This is a genomic window from Streptomyces sp. Y309, from assembly GCF_056712025.1.
Genome location: NZ_CM160048.1, coordinates 4,583,577 through 4,599,302, shown reverse-complemented (window position 1 = coordinate 4,599,302; position 15,726 = coordinate 4,583,577). Strand labels below are relative to the sequence as shown.

Genomic DNA, 15,726 nt, shown 5'->3' with positions numbered 1-15,726 from the left:
TACCGTGTCGCTGTGCGGGTCAGTCCCGCTCGTGGCGGCCGAAGCCGGTGGCGCCCTCGATGAAGCCGCCGCCTCCGTTGTCACCGCCGCCGTTGCCGTTGCCGCCGTCCGGGCTGCCGCCAGTGGTCACGAGGTTGACCGCCGTGCCGGTCTTGACCTGCTGGCCGCCGGGCGGGTCGGACAGGACCACCGTGGCGTCGTCGTCCTGCGGGCCCGTGATGTTGCCGACCGTCAGGTCCGCGTCCTCAAGGGCGTCGCGGGCATCGGAGAGCTTCTGGCCCCCGAGGGCCGGGACCGCCACGTCCTGCGGCTCCTCCTCGGCCTTCTTCTTGGCGACCTGGACGGTCACCGTGGAGCCGGGGTCGACCTGCGTGTTGGCCGCAGGCGAGGTCTGGATGACCTTGCCCTCCTCGACGCTGTCGCTCTCGACGTCCGAGCGGACCGGGGTGAGGCCGTTGTCCTCGATCTGCTTCTTGGCGGCTTCCCAGGTCTGGCCGGAGACGTCCGGGACCGGGGTCTGGGTCTTCTTCTTGGCGACTTCAAGGGTGATGGTGCTGCCCTTTTGGACCTCGGTGCTCGAAACCGGATCCTGGTCGAGGACCTGGCCTTCGGGCTCCGTGGACTCCACCTGCTTGGGCTTGACGATGAAGTTGTACTTGTCGGCCTCGAGCTGTTCCGTGGCCGCGTCGATGTCCTTGCCGATGACGTTCGGCACCGCGACCTTCGGCGCACCGGTCGACACGACCACATTGACCGTGTCGCCCTTCTCGGCCTCCGCGTCCGGGCCGGGGTCCTGCGAGCAGATCTCCCCCTTGGGGTACTTCTCGCACGGCTTGCGCTCGGAGACCTTGATCTCCAGGTCGACGTTCTTCGCGGAGGTCTCGGCCTCGGTCAGCTTCTTGCCGACGAAGGTCGGCACCGTGACGCTGTCGTTGTTGCCGGCGCTCCCGCTGAACGCCCACTTCCCGATGAGGATCGCCCCCACCAGGACCAGGATGCCCGCGGCGACGAGCAGGATCGTCGACGTACTGCTCTTCTTCTGGCGGCCGCGCCGCGACCCGTCGTCGTAGCCGCCGTCATCGGGGTTGACCGGCGGCATCATGGACGTCTGGCCGTGGCCCGGCCCGCCGTTCTGCGGGCGGAGCATGGCCGTGGCCTGGTCGTCGGGGTGGCCGCCGTAGCCGACGGCGCCCATGGCGGCGGTGGCCGCGACGGGCTGGCCGTCGAGGCAGGCCTCGATGTCGGCGCGCATCTCGTCGGCCGACTGGTAGCGGTAGTCCGGGTCCTTGGTGAGCGCCTTCAGGACAATCGCGTCCATTTCGGGCGTGATCTCGCCGTCGAAGACGCTGGGGGCCTGGGGCTCCTCGCGTACGTGCTGGTAGGCGACCGCGACCGGGGAGTCGCCGACGAACGGCGGGCGGACGGTCAGCAGCTCGTAGAGCAGGCAGCCGGTCGAGTAGAGGTCGGAGCGCGCGTCGACCTGCTCGCCCTTGGCCTGCTCGGGCGAGAGGTACTGCGCGGTGCCGATGACCGCGGCCGTCTGCGTCATCGTCATGCCGGACTCACCCATCGCGCGGGCGATGCCGAAGTCCATGACCTTGACCTGGCCGTTGCGCGTCAGCATGACGTTCGCGGGCTTGATGTCGCGGTGGACGATCTGGTTGCGGTGCGAGTACTCCAGGGCCTGGAGGATGCCGATCGTCATCTCCATGGCGCGCTCGGGGAGCAGCTTGCGCCCGGAGTGCAGCAGCTCACGCAGCGTGGAGCCGTCGACGTACTCCATGACGATGTACGGGATGGAGACCCCGTCGACGTAGTCCTCGCCGGTGTCGTAGACCGCGACGATCGCCGGGTGGTTGAGCGAGGCGGCCGACTGGGCCTCACGGCGGAACCGGGCCTGGAACGACGGGTCGCGGGCGAGGTCCACCCGCAGCGTCTTCACCGCCACGGTGCGGCCGAGGCGGGTGTCGTGCGCGAGGTAGACCTCCGCCATCCCGCCGCGGCCGAGCACCTGGCCCAGCTCGTACCGGCCGCCGAGGCGACGCGGCTCTTCCATAGCTATTCCAGCCCTCTCCGTCGGTCCCCGACCGCACCGTGTTGCGCGGTCCGGCGGTGTGCTGTCCGGGCATACCGTACCCGGCTCGCCTGATGTGACCCGGCCGCAACCGTCACCCGATACAGGACCGGTATCGCAACGTGCACCGATGTGAAGGGGCCGTGACAGGGGTCACTTCTTGCTGTCGAGAACCGCCTTCATCACGTCCTTCGCGATCGGCGCCGCCAGACCGCCACCGGAGATGTCGTCACGGCTGGCGTCGCTGTCCTCGACGACGACGGCCACGGCGACCGGCGATCCCGAGTCGGTCTTGGCGTAGCTGATGAACCACGCGTACGGGTTCTTGCTGTTGTTCAGACCGTGCTGCGCGGTACCGGTCTTGCCGCCCACTGTGACGCCCGGGATCTTGGCGCTGGTTCCCGTGCCCTCGTTCACGACGGTCTGCATCATGTCCTGGAGCTTCTGCGCGTTCTCCTTGGACATGGGCTCGCTCATTTCCTTGGGCGAGTGCTTCTCGATCACGTCGAGGTTCGGCGCCTGGAGCTCCTTGACCATGTACGGCTCCATCAGCGTGCCGTCGTTGGCGATCGCGGAGGTGACCATGGCCATCTGCAGCGGCGTCGTGGCGGTCTCGAACTGGCCGATGGAGGACAGGGCGGTCTGCGGCTTGTCCATCTCCTTGGGGAAGACGGAGGCGTTGGAGCGGACCGGGACGAACTGCTCCTCGTTGAAGCCGAACTTCTCCGCCGTCTCCAGCATCTTGTCCTTGCCGAGGTCCGAGCCGATCTTGCCGAAGACGGTGTTGCAGGACACCCGCAGCGCCTCGCGGAGCGTGGCGTTCTTGCAGGGGATGTTGCCCTCGTTCTTCAGCTCGGTGGTGGTGTTCGGCATCGTCCACGGCAGCGGCGACTTCGTCTTGTCGTCTATGTCCGTGTACAGGCCGTGCTCCATCGCCGCCGCGGCCGTGACCACCTTGAAGGTGGAGCCGGGCGGGTAGGTCTCGCGCAGCGCGCGGTTCAGCATCGGCTTGTCGGAGTCCTTGTCCAGCTTCCCGAAGGTCTCCGCTTCCTTGTTGGTGTTGCCGGCGAAGCTGGAGGGGTCGTACGAAGGCGTCGAGGCGAGCGCCAGGATCGCGCCCGTCGACGGGTCTATCGCGGCGACGGCGCCCTTGCCACGGCCCTTCAGGCCTTCGTACGCGGCCTTCTGGGCGTCGGCGTTGAGGGTCGTGACGACATTGCCGCCCTCCTTCTTCTTGCCGGTCAGCATGTCGAGGCTGCGGCGGAAGAAGAGCCGGTCGTCGTTGCCGGTGAGGATGCGGTCCTCGATGGACTCGATCTGCGTGGCGCCGATGCGCTGCGAGGCGAAGCCGGTCACGGGCGACCACATGGGCCCGTTCTTGTACGTGCGCTTGTACTTGAAGTCGTCGCCGTCGACCTTCTGCGAGCCGGTGATGGCCTTGCCGTCGACGATGATGTCGCCGCGCGGCTGGGCGTACCGCTCGATGGGCACGCGGCGGTTCATCTCGTGCTCGGCGAGGTTGTCGGCCTGCACGTACTGCAGCCAGTTGTCGCGGATGAGCAGCGCGAGGACGAGCAGACCGCAGAAGATCGCGATGCGGCGCAGAGGCTTGTTCACGGCCGTACCACCTGGGTCATCTCGGCGTCGGGGTTCGGGGCGGGCGACGGGGCCGGGCGGCGCGCGGTGTCGCTGATGCGCAGCAGGATGCCGATCAGCGCCCAGTTGGCGATCACCGAAGAACCGCCGTACGCGATGAACGGCATGGTCATACCGGTCAGCGGGATCAGGCCCATGACGCCGCCCGCGACGACGAAGACCTGGATCGCGAAGGCGCCGGACAGGCCGACCGCGAGGAGCTTGCCGAACGGGTCGCGGGCGGCGAGCGCCGTGCGCACACCGCGCTCCACGATCAGGCCGTAGATCAGCAGGACGGCCATGATCCCGGCCAGGCCCAGCTCCTCGCCGTACGTGGCGAGGATGAAGTCGGAGTTGGCGGCGAAGCCGATCAGGTCGGAGTGGCCCTGGCCGAGCCCGCTGCCGAGCACACCGCCGGAGCCGAACGCCATCAGCGACTGGGCGATCTGGTCGGTGCCGGTCTCCGCGATGACGGACTTGCTGAACGGGTCGAGCCAGGCGTCCACACGCACCTGCACGTGCGGCTCGAAGGACGCCACACCGACGGCGCCCACCGCGGACATCAGCAGACCGAACACGATCCAGCTGGTGCGCTCCGTGGCGACGTACAGCATCACGACGAACATGCCGAAGAACAGCAGCGACGTGCCGAGGTCGGTCTCGAAGACCAGGATCAGGATGGACATCGCCCAGACGACCAGGATCGGACCGAGGTCGCGGCCACGGGGCAGATACAGGCCCATGAAGCGGCGGCTGGCGAGCGCGAGCGCGTCCCTCTTCACCATCAGATAGCCGGCGAAGAACACCGCGATGACGATCTTCGCGAACTCGCCGGGCTGGATGGAGAATCCGCCGATCCGGATCCAGATCTTGGCGCCGAAGACGTTCATGCCGAGGCCCGGCACGAGCGGGAGCAGCAGCAGGCCGATCGCGAGGACCATGGAGATGTACGTGTAGCGCTGCAGGACGCGGTGGTCCTTCAGGAGCAGCAGCACGCCTACGAACAGGGCGATGCCGACGGCCGAGTAGAGAAGCTGGTTCGGCGCGGCCTCGGAGAACGTGGGTCGCTGCTGGAGCTTCTCCGACTGGTCGAGCCGCCAGATGACCACCAGGCCGAGGCCGTTGAGCAGCGTGGCGAGGGGGAGCAGCAGCGGGTCCGCGTACGGCGCGAACTTGCGCACGACCAGGTGCGCGACGCCGGCGAGCAGGCCGAGGCCCAGGCCGTATCCGAGCATGCCGGGCGGCAGCTCGCCGGAGATGGCGAGGCCCACGTTCATGTAGGCGAACAGCGGGATGACGACGGCGAACACCAGGAGCGCGAGCTCGGTGTTGCGCCGGCTCGGCGCACCGATGGCGCCGATCGTCGACGTGTGTGTAGTGCTACTGCTCATGGCGTGCAAGGGCCCCCAACGGCTGCTTACTGCTTACCGCACTGCGGGACCAGATCCTTCTCCTGCTCGGAGAGGCTGGGGCCGGGTGTGGGAGTCGGTGCGGTGGTGGACTCGGACTTTTCGTCCTTGGCGTTCGCGGCGTTCGCCGTGTTCTTCGCGCTTGTTGCGTCTGTCGCGTTCTTGTCGTTCGCGTTGCGGAAGTCCGGCTTGGAGGTCTCGGCGGGGCCGGGCTGACCGTTCTGCCCGCCGGCCTCGCCCTCGCCGGGCTTGGCGTTGCTCTCGTTCTTCTCGCGGTTCTCCCGCTCGATCTTGCGCCGCTCGGCGTCCTTCTTGCACGCCGATGCCTGCAGACCCAGCTCGTCGATCTTCTTCCGCGCGTCTTCGAGGCTGCCTTCGGAGATCGTCGACTCGACCTGCTTGCGCTGATACGGCGGCAGGTACTTGAGTTCGATCTCGGGGTGGTCCTTCTCGACCTTCGACAGGCTCACCCACGCGAGGTCCTGGTCGATGCCGCGGTAGAGCGCGACGTGCTCGTCCTTGGTGCCCACGTAGTACTGCGTCTGGGTCCAGCGGTACCCGCCGTAGAGGCCGCCGCCGACGACGGCCAGGGCGAGCGCCGTGTACAGCGATCTCTTCAGCCACTTGCGGCCGCCGCCGGGCTTCACGAAGTCCTCGTCGCCGTACGTCCCGAAGGAGCCGCCCTCCGGGGAGAAGCCCGGGGTGCTGTCGCCGCTCCCGGGCGGGCCGAAGCCGCCTCCGGAGGGGCTGGGGGGCGTCTGGCGGCCGAGGCCCGAGGCGCGCCCGGCGGGGGTCTGCATGGCGCCGTCGTCGTTCGCCTGGAGCTGGTTCTCGGCGACCGCGCCGACCACCACGGGGGTGTCGGAGAGCTGGCCCGCGAGGGTGTCTCCGGTGTCGATGTCCAGGACGTCGGCGACGATCACCGTGATGTTGTCGGGGCCGCCGCCGCGCAGCGCGAGCTGGATGAGCTCCTGCACGGTCTCCTGGGGGCCCTGATAGCTGGCGAGCGTGTCCTCCATCGTCTGGTGGGACACGACGCCGGACAGGCCGTCCGAACAGATCAAGTACCGGTCGCCCGCGCGGACTTCACGGATCGACAGATCCGGCTCCACATGGTCGCCGCTGCCGAGCGCGCGCATCAGGAGCGAGCGCTGCGGGTGCGTCGTCGCCTCCTCCTCGGTGATGCGGCCCTCGTCGACGAGCCGCTGCACCCAGGTGTGGTCCTGCGTGATCTGCGTCAGCACGCCGTCGCGCAGGAGATACGCGCGCGAGTCGCCGACGTGTACGAGACCGAGCCGCTGGCCCGTCCACAGCAGGGCCGTGAGCGTCGTGCCCATGCCCTCGAGCTGCGGGTCCTCCTCGACCATCAGCCGGAGCTGGTCGTTGGCCCGCTGCACGGCCGTGCCGAGCGAGGTCAGGATGTCCGAGCCGGGGACGTCGTCGTCGAGGGTGACGAGCGTCGAGATCACCTCGGAGCTGGCGACCTCGCCGGCGGCCTGGCCGCCCATGCCGTCGGCGATGGCGAGGAGACGCGGACCCGCGTAGCCGGAGTCCTCGTTCCCCTCCCGGATCATGCCTTTGTGCGATCCGGCGGCGAAGCGCAGTGACAGACTCATGCGCACCTCGCCCGTCGGCTCCGGGTACATCCGCACGGTGCCCACCCTCCGGTCGGGAGCGCGCTGGCGTCCAAGTCCTGGACCGCGTCGGCTCGCTCGCTCCGCTCGCTCATTGTCGTACTACTTCCGCAGCTCGATGACGGTCTTGCCGATGCGGATCGGCGCGCCCAGCGGAACGGGCGTCGGGGTGGTCAGGCGGGTCCGGTCGAGATACGTGCCGTTCGTGGACCCGAGATCCTCGACGATCCACTGGCCGTCACGGTCCGGGTAGATCCTGGCATGTCTGCTGGAGGCGTAGTCGTCGTCCAGCACGATGGTCGAGTCGTGCGCCCGGCCGAGCGTGATCGTCTGCCCCTGGAGGGCGACCGTCGTGCCCGTGAGGGTGCCCTCGGAGACGACCAGCTTGGTGGGGGCGCCGCGGCGCTGGCGGCCGCCGCTCTGCTGGCGCTGCTGCGGTGGCGCGGCCTGCTGCTGCTGGCGGGCCGCCTGCTGGCGGCCGCCCTCACGGCGCGATCCGCGCTGAGTGACACGCGTACCGAACAGGTCGCTGCGGATGACCTGGACGGCCACGATCACGAACAGCCACAGAACGGCCAGGAAACCCAGCCGCATGACCGTCAGGGTCAGCTCTGACATTGCCCCCGCTTCACCCTTCGGCTTGCCGGTAAATGATGGTGGTGCTGCCCACGACGATCCGCGAGCCGTCGCGGAGCGTAGCGCGGGTGGTGTGCTGCCCGTCTACCACGATGCCGTTGGTAGACCCGAGATCCTGGATCGTCGAGGGCGTTCCGGTCCGGATCTCACAGTGCCGGCGCGATACGCCGGGGTCGTCGATCCGCACATCGGCGTCGGTGCTGCGGCCCAGCACCAGCGTCGGGCGGGAGATCTGGTGGCGATTGCCGTTGATCTCAATCCAGCGCCGCACTTGCGCGCCCGGAAGAGGGCCTGCGCCCGGCCCCTGCGGCCGGCCCGGCGCCGCGGCGGCCCCGCGGCCCGCGGCCGCGCCGGGCGGCGGCGCGGCAGGCATGGGAGGGGCGCCCGAGGGGCCCTGCGGATAGCCATGGCCACCGCGGGGGCCCTGGCCCGCGCTCGTGGGGCCGCCGCCGGGGGCGGCGGGCCCGCCGGGGCCCGCCGGGCCGCCGGGAGCGTTGTCGGGAGTCTGCGAGGTGCTCGACGCGAGCGTGCGGCTGCGCACCCGGTAGAGGCCCGTGTCCAGGTCCTCCGCCTTCTCCAGGTGGACCTTGATGGGGCCCATGAAGCTGTAGCGCTGCTGCTTGGCGTACTCCCGGACCATGCCGGAGAGCTCGTCGCCGAGCTGTCCCGAATACGGGCTCAGGCGCTCGAAGTCGGGCGCGCTGAGCTCCACGATGAAGTCGTTGGGGACGACCGTCCGCTCGCGGTTCCAGATCGTCGCGTTGTTGTCGCACTCCCGCTGGAGGGCGCCGGCGATCTCGACGGGCTGGACCTCGGACTTGAACACCTTGGCGAAGGTGCCGTTGACCAGACCTTCGAGTCGCTGCTCGAACTTCTTCAGGACTCCCATGGGGCACCTCCTCCGTCGTTGTCATCCTCGTACTGCTTACTGATCGTATCCACGCGCCGGGAAATCAGGTGGTTCCCCCTGTCCGCCCAGACCACGAGTGTCGCCTCTCACAAGGCATGCCCGCACTGGTCTTCCGCGATCCTCCGGGTTCCCTCAGGGGGGTCCCGGGGGTTCCGTCGGGGGCTCCGCCGCCGATCTTCAGGGCTCCTTCCGGGTTCCCGTGCCGGGCCGCCTGGCTCGGGCCTCCTCTTACCAAGGATCGTAGAGGGGGTCCGAAGCCAGTGTCCCGCACGCGGCTGTGGACCTAGGAGGAGGACTTGACGCGTGGCTTGGTTGCGTCCGGCGGGCGGTTCGGCCGGTTCCTGGCCGCTCGGCGGGTGGCATCCGGGCCGGTCGGACGGGGGGCGCCCAGGTGCGGGGTGCCCCCGAATACGGATGTGAATCCACCGTCCGCACCGTGCTAATCTTCTGGATGTCGGCAGGCGCTCGCACCACTCAGTGAGAGACCCAAAGACAACACCCATGCGCGGGTGGCGGAATAGGCAGACGCGCTGGATTCAGGTTCCAGTGCCCGAAAGGGCGTGGGGGTTCAACTCCCCCCTCGCGCACCAGAAGAACCGATGAACGGGTCTTCACCGGACGAAAGTCCTGGTGAGGCCCGTTTTTCGTGTTCACGGCGTGTTCGCGGCGGGTTGCGGCCCGGGTGATGACGTGGCGGGGCCCTCACGGTGAGCTATCTCACGGTGGGGAGGGCCGCCGACCACCCGGGCGCCGGTGCCGCTCGGGGCGGCGCCGGCGCAGGGGGTCCGGGTGTCAGTGCCAGTACTCGTCCTGGATGCGGGCCACCCGCTCCAGGAGCGCCTCGTCGTCCGTGGCCTTGATCACGTACGAGTCCTGGAAGTCCGTGGAGTGGCGGACGCCGCCGCGGCCGTCGCCCGCGCCCCGGGTCGCGATGTGCTCGACGACGCCCAGCTCGTCCAGCCGCGTGCGGTCGATGCCGCGGGCCTCGCCGCCGCCCGGGTAGAAGGCGAGGAAGCCGCACGTGCCGCCGCCCGGCGCCGCCGGGTCGGTGCCCAGCGGAACGTCGAGGCCCGCGTCGATGCGGATCTGCGCCTCGACGATGTTGAAGCCGTACTGCCACTGGATGACCGGCGGGATGATGCCGCCCGGCGGACGCCCCGCGACCTCGCAGAAGACGAGCTCGTCGGCGGGCGTGTGGAACAGCTCCAGGTGAGTGGTGCCGTCCTTGAGGCCCATGCCGGAGAGCACCGTCGCGTTCAGTTCGTTGATGCGCTTCACCAGCTCGCCCTCGCGGACCAGGACGGTGCCGAAGATGCCGCCGGGCGTGTACCCGGCCGGGTCGGCGAGGTAGCGCCCGACGCTGCTGAAGCGGATCTCGCCGTCCTGCACGACGGAGTCGCAGTGGTAGATCTGGCCCTGGACGAACTCCTCGATCTCGTAGTGCGAGCCGGAGAGGTCCAGGCCGGAGACGATGGAGCGCGCCTGCGCCAGCGTGTCGACCATGTAGAGGTCCTTGGCTGCCAGGCCCCAGCGGCTCTTGATGACCTTGCGGCCGGTGCTCCAGTCCACGTTCAGGAGGTCGTCGACGCTGTCGAGCGCGGAGAAGTCGGGCACCGCGGCCGCGTCGGCCGCCCGCACCGCCTGCTTCATCAGGAGCTTGTCGCGGAAGCGTGACGCCGTCTCGAAGTCCAGTCCCGGCAGGCCGAATTTCGACCGCATCTCCGCGGCCAGCAGCACCGCCCGCTCGTGCACGGCGATGATCCGCCCGATGGGGTGGGTGCGCAGCGTCCACTCGCAGACGGCGCGCCACCGCTCCTCCGCGTCCACGTCGCACATCGCGACATGGGCGACGGGCTGATCCGTGATCCCGCGCACGCCGCCGTGGAACTGATTGCGGGTCACCAGATGGATGTCGAGTTCCGACGTCGGCAGGATGTGGTTGCCGCCCCGGTTGAAGTGCGAGTAGGGGTGGTGGTTGATGAACAGCGCGCTCGGCTTCGGCGTACGGTCCGTCATCGCGCGTCTCCTTCCGGGCCGGCGGGCCCCAGGTCACAGGTGAGGGCCCGGCGGGTCAGGTCCACGCCGGTGTGCTGCCGTACGAGCTCCGCCTCGGCGTCGTCCACGACCGGCTCGGCCGCCGTGATCCGCACCGCGCCGCCGCCCGTCCGCAGGCGTACGCGCACCGGTCCGTTCCGCAGCCCGGCGGCGTCGAGGAACGCGGTCAGGGCGGCTCGCGCCGCGGTGTGCTCCGCCTCCGGCAGAGCCTGCTCGGGGATGACGTCCGCGGGTGCGGCGGGGGCGGACCGCGGGTCCAGCACGGCCACCCAGCGGTGTTCCCCGGCCGTGGTGAAGGTGTACGCGGTCAGCTCCCGGCCGTCGTCGGCCCGGCCCGGCGGCACCGCGGCCGTCAGGCGGTCGAGGGTCTCGGCCGTGGTGCCGGGCGTCCCGAGCAGGGAGTTGGCCACCGCGGCCGGGCGCAGGCCCGCCGGGCTCAGCGCCACCACCGCCGTGGGCGCCAGCGGGCGCAGGACGTGGGTGACGAAGTCGGCGAACGGCGCCGGGTCCGCGCCTTCGGCGAAGTCCACGGTGTAGTACCCGGAGTGGTCGTCGACCAGGTCCTGCACGGGCGCGCCGGGCAACTGCACGAAGACCGTGTGGCACTCCAGGGAGTGCGCGGTCCGTGCCGTGCGCACGCTCGCGTCGATGACGACGAGACGCTGGTCGGAGTGGTCCGGAGTCTGCTGGGGGTCCACCACTGAGTGGTCCGGAGTCTGCTGGGGGTCTACCACTGCATGTCCCTGTCTGCGGTCTGCGATCCCTCGCCCAGGTGCGAGAGCTCTTCCCTGATGGAGGCCTGCTCCCAGTGCTCCCGGTCGCGTACGTAGCGGGGAGCGTCCGCGACGATCGCGGTGGTCGTGGTCCGGGCGCCCGCGAGCCGCCAGGTCACCGCGCCGGTGACGGGGGCCACGGCCTCCGTGATGAACGCCTGGCAGGCGGCGCGGAGTTCGCCGAACCAGCGCCCTTCGAGCGACTCCCGGACCCAGAGCTGCTCCATGTGCAGCTTCTCCCTGAGCACTTCGGCGTCCAGCGCGGCCGTCTCCAGGTGGCGGCGCGAGGCGAGCAGCAGCCAGGCCGCCGGCATCTCGCGCACCTCCAGGACCTTGACGCCGCCCGGCAGATGCTCCAGGCCGGTGTACCGGCCGAGGCCGTGGGCGCCCACGGCCTCGTTCAGGCGCGCGATGACGTCGGTGAGGGGAAGCTCCTCCCCGTCGACGGCCACAGGCACCCCGGCGCGGAAGGCCACCGTGAGGTCCTGCGGCTCCGGTCCGGTCTCCGATGTCGGCCGCGCGCTCCACCGGTAGAAGGTCTCGGGTACGGCGTGGTCCTCGGGGTCGTCGAGGATTCCGGACTCGAACTCGCGGCACCACAGGTTGGAGTCGCCGCTGGCCGACCGCTCGGCCATCTCGTCCAGGCCGATGTGCCGCAGCTCCTTGATCTTCTGCTCGCGGTCCACCGGCTCCAGGTCGTAGGGGCTGCCGAAGTGCCCCTCGAAACCCAGCTGTTCCAGAGCGCCGTTCAGCCTGCGCAGGGTGTTCTGCGAGCGGTTCGCGGTGTGCAGGATCACCCCGGCGTCCAGCTCCCGGGCCACCTCGGTGGCGACGCGGGCGATCAGCGGGCGGCTGAGGGTGGAGCTGACGGGGTGCGTGTCCAGGTACACGGCGTGCGCGGTGATCGCGGGCTTGACGAACTCCTCGACGAACGCGGCCCGTCCGTCCACCAGATGCAGCCGTACCCCGAGCGCCGTCGTGATCCGCTCGATGTGGGACCGCTCCTCGTCACCGCCCACCGCGACGCTGAGGGCGTGCACATCGGTGGCCCCCGCCTGCGTCAGGCGGTACAGGAGGTAGGAGCTGTCCAGACCTCCGCTGAACAGCGTCACGATGGGGCGCCGCAGGTCGACATCGCCATGGGTGATGTCGCGGAAGGAGCGGATACCCCGTCGGCTTGTCTTCACGCCGCACGTCCTTATCGTCCAGCTCGGTCGGGCTTGTCGTCCAGCTCGGTCAGGGCAGAAGGCGGGTGGCCGCGCCCGGCGGCACCGCGGGCGCGGGCCGGGGTCAGGAACCGGAGGACGGGACCGTCGCGCCCGCCGCCACGCAGTCCCGCAGGAACGAGAGCTTCGAGTAGTGGCCGCGCTCGGCGGCCACGCCCGCCTTCGCCAGGTAGGCCTCCACCAGGCGGGTCAGCCGCTCCATCTCCTCGTCGATCGACGCGGCGTCGAGGCCCTCGTGCCGGTAGGTCTCCAGGTACTCCATCTCGACCTGCCGGAGCTTGCGCCCGCCGGCCGCGTCCACGGTCACCTCGTCCGTCTCGATGCCGAAGCCGTGCCCCGTGGCCAGGGAGTGCACGTTCACATCGAACCGGGTGCGCCGGAAGCTGGGCAGCCGCTTGAACCGGAGCGCCGGGAACTCCCGTGCCAGGTACGCCTCGAAGTCGCCGTCCGGCACCTCGACGCCCTTGCGGAAGGTCTCCTCGCGCCGCAGCGCGTCGGCGGGGAACTTCTTCATCTTGAGCTGGTAGCGGTTGCCGGGATTCTCCTGGAAGGCGTAGTGGCCGACCTCCTCGGCCGGGCCGGTGACCTCGAAGTTGTGCTGGACGAAATGCCAGCGGGTCAGCTCGTAGCCGGGGTACGTGATGAAGCCCGGGAAGTCGCCCGCTTCCACGGCGGTCCACATGTCCTTGGTGAGGGACCAAATGGAGGCGTCGTCGAGCAGGGTCACCTTCTGCTCGATCTCGATGCCTTCCTCGCAGTTGAGGTAGGCATTGCTCTCGATCCGCATGTGGTCCTGCAGCTCGGTCCGGTACTCGAGCGCGCGCGCCACCAGGTCGGCGAGCCCGATATCCGCGGCGTGCGGGAATCGTGCGGTCCGGACGAAGAGTGTCCCGTTCGCGCGGTACCGCGCGCAGATCAGCACTTCGGTGAAGGGCTGAGAAGCGGTCGTGTGCGTGCGCAGCAGCAGCAGCGGGCCGAGCGCGGAAAGGACGGCGTCCGCGGAAGGGGTGACGTCCGCGTGTTCCGCGGAAGGGGTGGCGTCCGCGGAACCCGGAATTTCAGCCTCCGGTGCGCCGCCTTCCGTAGCGAGAGCGGCTCCCAGATAAGCGGTGAACTCCGCCGGGAAGTGCGTGCAGGACCAGGTCGGCAGGGGCTGCGCGGGCGGGGCGAGCGACCGGTCCTGGCCCGTCGCGGGCACCACGGACAGCGCGTGCGCCGCGGTCTGTTCCGGGCGCAGGAACTCCATGGCCCGGGTGCCGTCACCGGTCTCGGCGGCCAGTTCGGCCACGAGCGCCGGGGCGTCCGTGACCGGCGCGACCGAGTACTGGTGGGCCATGTCGGCGAGGACCAGGCGCCTGGTCACGAGGGCCCCGGATTCTCCGACATCTGCGGTCGACTGCGCTGTCAAAGCAACTCCTAGAGATACTCGGGGCACAGAAAATTCTTGGCAAAGCATTTGGTGAAGCGCTGTGTGACATTTGGCAATGCATTGTGTGCCGACGCTCGGGGAAGTGCCCGAATGGGAAGGGCGAACAGCGCCGGGCGGGCGCGTGTGCCACCGCCGGAATCGGAAGTTCCACAAAGGGGGAATGGGCCTGCGGTGCAGAGCGGATTCGACTGGTGGCAGCCGAGTTGATCACAACGACGACGCACACTAAGCGGTGTCTACATTGCGCGTCAATGGTCATTGTTTCGGTAGCCGAAATCTGTGACCAGCCGCTATCGTGCCCTTTGAGAATTAAACCTCAGAAGTGCCCGAAACTGGACATTAGCCCACTTGTTTGACTCCGCAAAGTTACCCCCTTGACTCTCTCTGTTCATTCGGTGAAGCTTGCTGCGATCTTGATTGGCTCGCTGAGGTGCTTCGGATCGAAAACGGGGGTTTTCAGGTGGGTGACACAAAGCAGCGCCTTCTGCTGCTTGTGCTGGATGGTCTGGGATGGGCTCCCGAAGGCAAGCACAATCCGCTGTTGGAAGCGGACATTCCATTTATCTCCCGCCTGGCCGAGCAAGCTCCCGTGACCCTGCTCGAAGCCTCGGGTTCGGTGGTCGGACTGCCGCCGGGGCAAGTAGGGAACTCCGAAGTCGGGCACCTGACCATCGGCACCGGTCGCACCATTGCGCAGGCGTCCGTGAAAATTCGCCGGGCGATCACCGAGGGCGGCTTTCGGGACTGTGCCGCGCTGGCGGCCGCGTTCGAAAGAGCGCGCGCGGCCGGCACTCCGGTGCACGTGATCGGGATCGCCTCCGAGGGCGGCGCCCACGGCCACATCGACCACATCGCGGCGGTGCTCGACCTGGCCGGGGAGTACGGCTGGGCGGACCGCACCTATGTGCACGCCGTCAGCGACGGCCGCGACGTGCCCGCCCGCACCGCCCTGCACGACCTCGCGCATCTGGAGGAGAAGGGCGCCCGCCTCGCCACGGTGGTCGGCCGGAAGCTCGCCATGGACCGCTCCGGCCGTACGGACCGTACGGCAGCCGTCGTCGCCGCCCTCACGGGCGAGGGCGAGGCACCGGCGGCGGTGGCGGACTGGCGGGCCACGGTCGAGCAGCACTACGCCGGTGACGTCACCGACGAGCACCTCCCGCCGATCGTCCTGGACGCGCCCCGCATCGCGCCCGGCAACGAGGTCGTCATGACCAACTTCCGCCCCGACGGGCTGCGTCAGCTCGCCACCGCGCTCGCCGCGGCCGGCCGGCCGCTGACCACGATGACCCGGTACAGCGACGACATCCCGGCGTCCGTGGTCTTCGACCAGGACCACGTGGAGGGCACGCTGGCCGAGGCGGTCGCCGGGGCCGGGCTCGCGCAGGTGCACATCGCCGAGCGGGAGAAGTACGGGCACGTCACGTACCTCCTGAACGGCTACACACAGCAACTCCAGCCCGCCGAGCGGCACATCCTCGTCGACAGCAGGACCGACGTGCCCAGCTTCGACCTCGCCCCGGAGATGTCCGCCCGGGAGATCACGGCGCGGCTCGTGCATGAACTGGAGTCGGGCGAGGCCCAGTTCCTGGTCGCCAACATCGCCAACATCGACACGGTCGGGCACACCGGCAACTACGACGCCGTGCGGCAGGCCGCCGAAGTGGTCGACGCCTGCCTGCGGGACATCGCCGCGGCCGCCGAGGCACACGGGGCGTACCTGGTGATCACCGCCGACCACGGCAACGGCGAATGCATGCGCGAGGCCGACGGCGTCACACCGAGCACCCGGCACACGACGAGCCCCGTGCCCCTGTGGGTGCTCGGTGCGGACCGCGCGCTCGCGCCGTCCGGAGACCTCCGGGACATCGCGCCGACCTGTCTTCACTTCCTGGGCATCGAGCCGCCCGCGGCCATGTCCGGCCGAGTTCTGTAAAGGGCCATC

General features: G+C 69.5%; 11 protein-coding genes and 1 tRNA gene. 2 read left to right on the top strand and 10 right to left on the bottom strand.

The genetic code is table 11. The features are described 5' to 3' along the window. Positions 1-19 precede the first annotated feature (19 nt). The 6 genes from pknB to AC0KTA_RS18385 form a co-directional block, all read right to left on the bottom strand. Positions 20-2,056: a Stk1 family PASTA domain-containing Ser/Thr kinase gene (pknB, locus tag AC0KTA_RS18410; RefSeq protein ID WP_481056208.1), complete on the bottom strand. Its 2,037-nt coding sequence runs from the start codon at positions 2,054-2,056 to the stop codon at positions 20-22. A gap of 171 nt (positions 2,057-2,227) precedes the next feature. After that, positions 2,228-3,691 carry a peptidoglycan D,D-transpeptidase FtsI family protein gene (locus AC0KTA_RS18405; RefSeq protein ID WP_481056207.1) on the bottom strand — a complete coding sequence of 488 codons (1,464 nt, stop codon included), beginning with the start codon at positions 3,689-3,691 and terminating at the stop codon, positions 2,228-2,230. Next, complete coding sequence (locus tag AC0KTA_RS18400; protein ID WP_481056206.1) at positions 3,688-5,100, bottom strand: FtsW/RodA/SpoVE family cell cycle protein; 1,413 nt, start codon at positions 5,098-5,100, stop codon at positions 3,688-3,690. Before AC0KTA_RS18400 ends, AC0KTA_RS18405 begins: the two co-directional genes overlap by 4 nt. A 26-nt stretch (positions 5,101-5,126) precedes the next feature. Then, positions 5,127-6,779: a Stp1/IreP family PP2C-type Ser/Thr phosphatase gene (locus AC0KTA_RS18395; protein ID WP_481056205.1), complete on the bottom strand. Its 1,653-nt coding sequence runs from the start codon at positions 6,777-6,779 to the stop codon at positions 5,127-5,129. A gap of 75 nt (positions 6,780-6,854) precedes the next feature. Further along, positions 6,855-7,370: an FHA domain-containing protein FhaB/FipA gene (locus AC0KTA_RS18390; RefSeq protein ID WP_481056204.1), complete on the bottom strand. Its 516-nt coding sequence runs from the start codon at positions 7,368-7,370 to the stop codon at positions 6,855-6,857. 10 nt (positions 7,371-7,380) lie between these two features. After that, positions 7,381-8,277, bottom strand: a complete 897-nt coding sequence (locus tag AC0KTA_RS18385; protein WP_481056203.1) for an FhaA domain-containing protein — start codon at positions 8,275-8,277, stop codon at positions 7,381-7,383. A 524-nt stretch (positions 8,278-8,801) separates the two neighbouring features. On the opposite strand from AC0KTA_RS18385, the gene AC0KTA_RS18380 reads away from it, so the two are divergent. Next, positions 8,802-8,888 (top strand) — tRNA-Leu (locus AC0KTA_RS18380). A 202-nt stretch (positions 8,889-9,090) separates the two neighbouring features. Here the strand turns inward: AC0KTA_RS18380 and AC0KTA_RS18375 are convergent. The 4 genes from AC0KTA_RS18375 to AC0KTA_RS18360 form a co-directional block, all read right to left on the bottom strand. Next, complete coding sequence (locus AC0KTA_RS18375; RefSeq protein ID WP_481056202.1) at positions 9,091-10,314, bottom strand: ATP-grasp domain-containing protein; 1,224 nt, start codon at positions 10,312-10,314, stop codon at positions 9,091-9,093. Then, positions 10,311-11,051, bottom strand: a complete 741-nt coding sequence (locus tag AC0KTA_RS18370) for an ATP-grasp domain-containing protein (protein WP_481056201.1) — start codon at positions 11,049-11,051, stop codon at positions 10,311-10,313. Before AC0KTA_RS18370 ends, AC0KTA_RS18375 begins: the two co-directional genes overlap by 4 nt. 29 nt (positions 11,052-11,080) lie before the next feature. Beyond that, entirely contained in the window at positions 11,081-12,313 is a 1,233-nt protein-coding gene (locus AC0KTA_RS18365) for an argininosuccinate synthase-related protein (RefSeq protein ID WP_481056200.1), read from the bottom strand. 103 nt (positions 12,314-12,416) lie between these two features. Further along, on the bottom strand, positions 12,417-13,715 hold the full coding sequence (locus AC0KTA_RS18360; RefSeq protein ID WP_481056199.1) for a hypothetical protein: 1,299 nt from the start codon (positions 13,713-13,715) through the stop codon (positions 12,417-12,419). 496 nt (positions 13,716-14,211) lie between these two features. Here AC0KTA_RS18360 and gpmI point away from each other — a divergent pair, with 496 nt between their 5' ends. Then, the gene (gene gpmI / locus AC0KTA_RS18355; RefSeq protein WP_481056198.1) at positions 14,212-15,717 is read left to right on the top strand and encodes a 2,3-bisphosphoglycerate-independent phosphoglycerate mutase; all 1,506 of its coding nucleotides are present in this window, start codon (positions 14,212-14,214) and stop codon (positions 15,715-15,717) included. The last annotated feature ends 9 nt before the right edge of the window (positions 15,718-15,726 follow it).

Coding starts and splice junctions, on each gene's coding strand:
- pknB (WP_481056208.1), bottom strand. CDS start 2,056: ATGGAAGAGCCGCGTCGCCTCGGCGGCCGGTACGAGCTGGGCCAGGTG.
- AC0KTA_RS18400 (WP_481056206.1), bottom strand. CDS start 5,100: ATGAGCAGTAGCACTACACACACGTCGACGATCGGCGCCATCGGTGCG.
- AC0KTA_RS18390 (WP_481056204.1), bottom strand. CDS start 7,370: ATGTCAGAGCTGACCCTGACGGTCATGCGGCTGGGTTTCCTGGCCGTT.
- AC0KTA_RS18385 (WP_481056203.1), bottom strand. CDS start 8,277: ATGGGAGTCCTGAAGAAGTTCGAGCAGCGACTCGAAGGTCTGGTCAAC.
- AC0KTA_RS18375 (WP_481056202.1), bottom strand. CDS start 10,314: ATGACGGACCGTACGCCGAAGCCGAGCGCGCTGTTCATCAACCACCAC.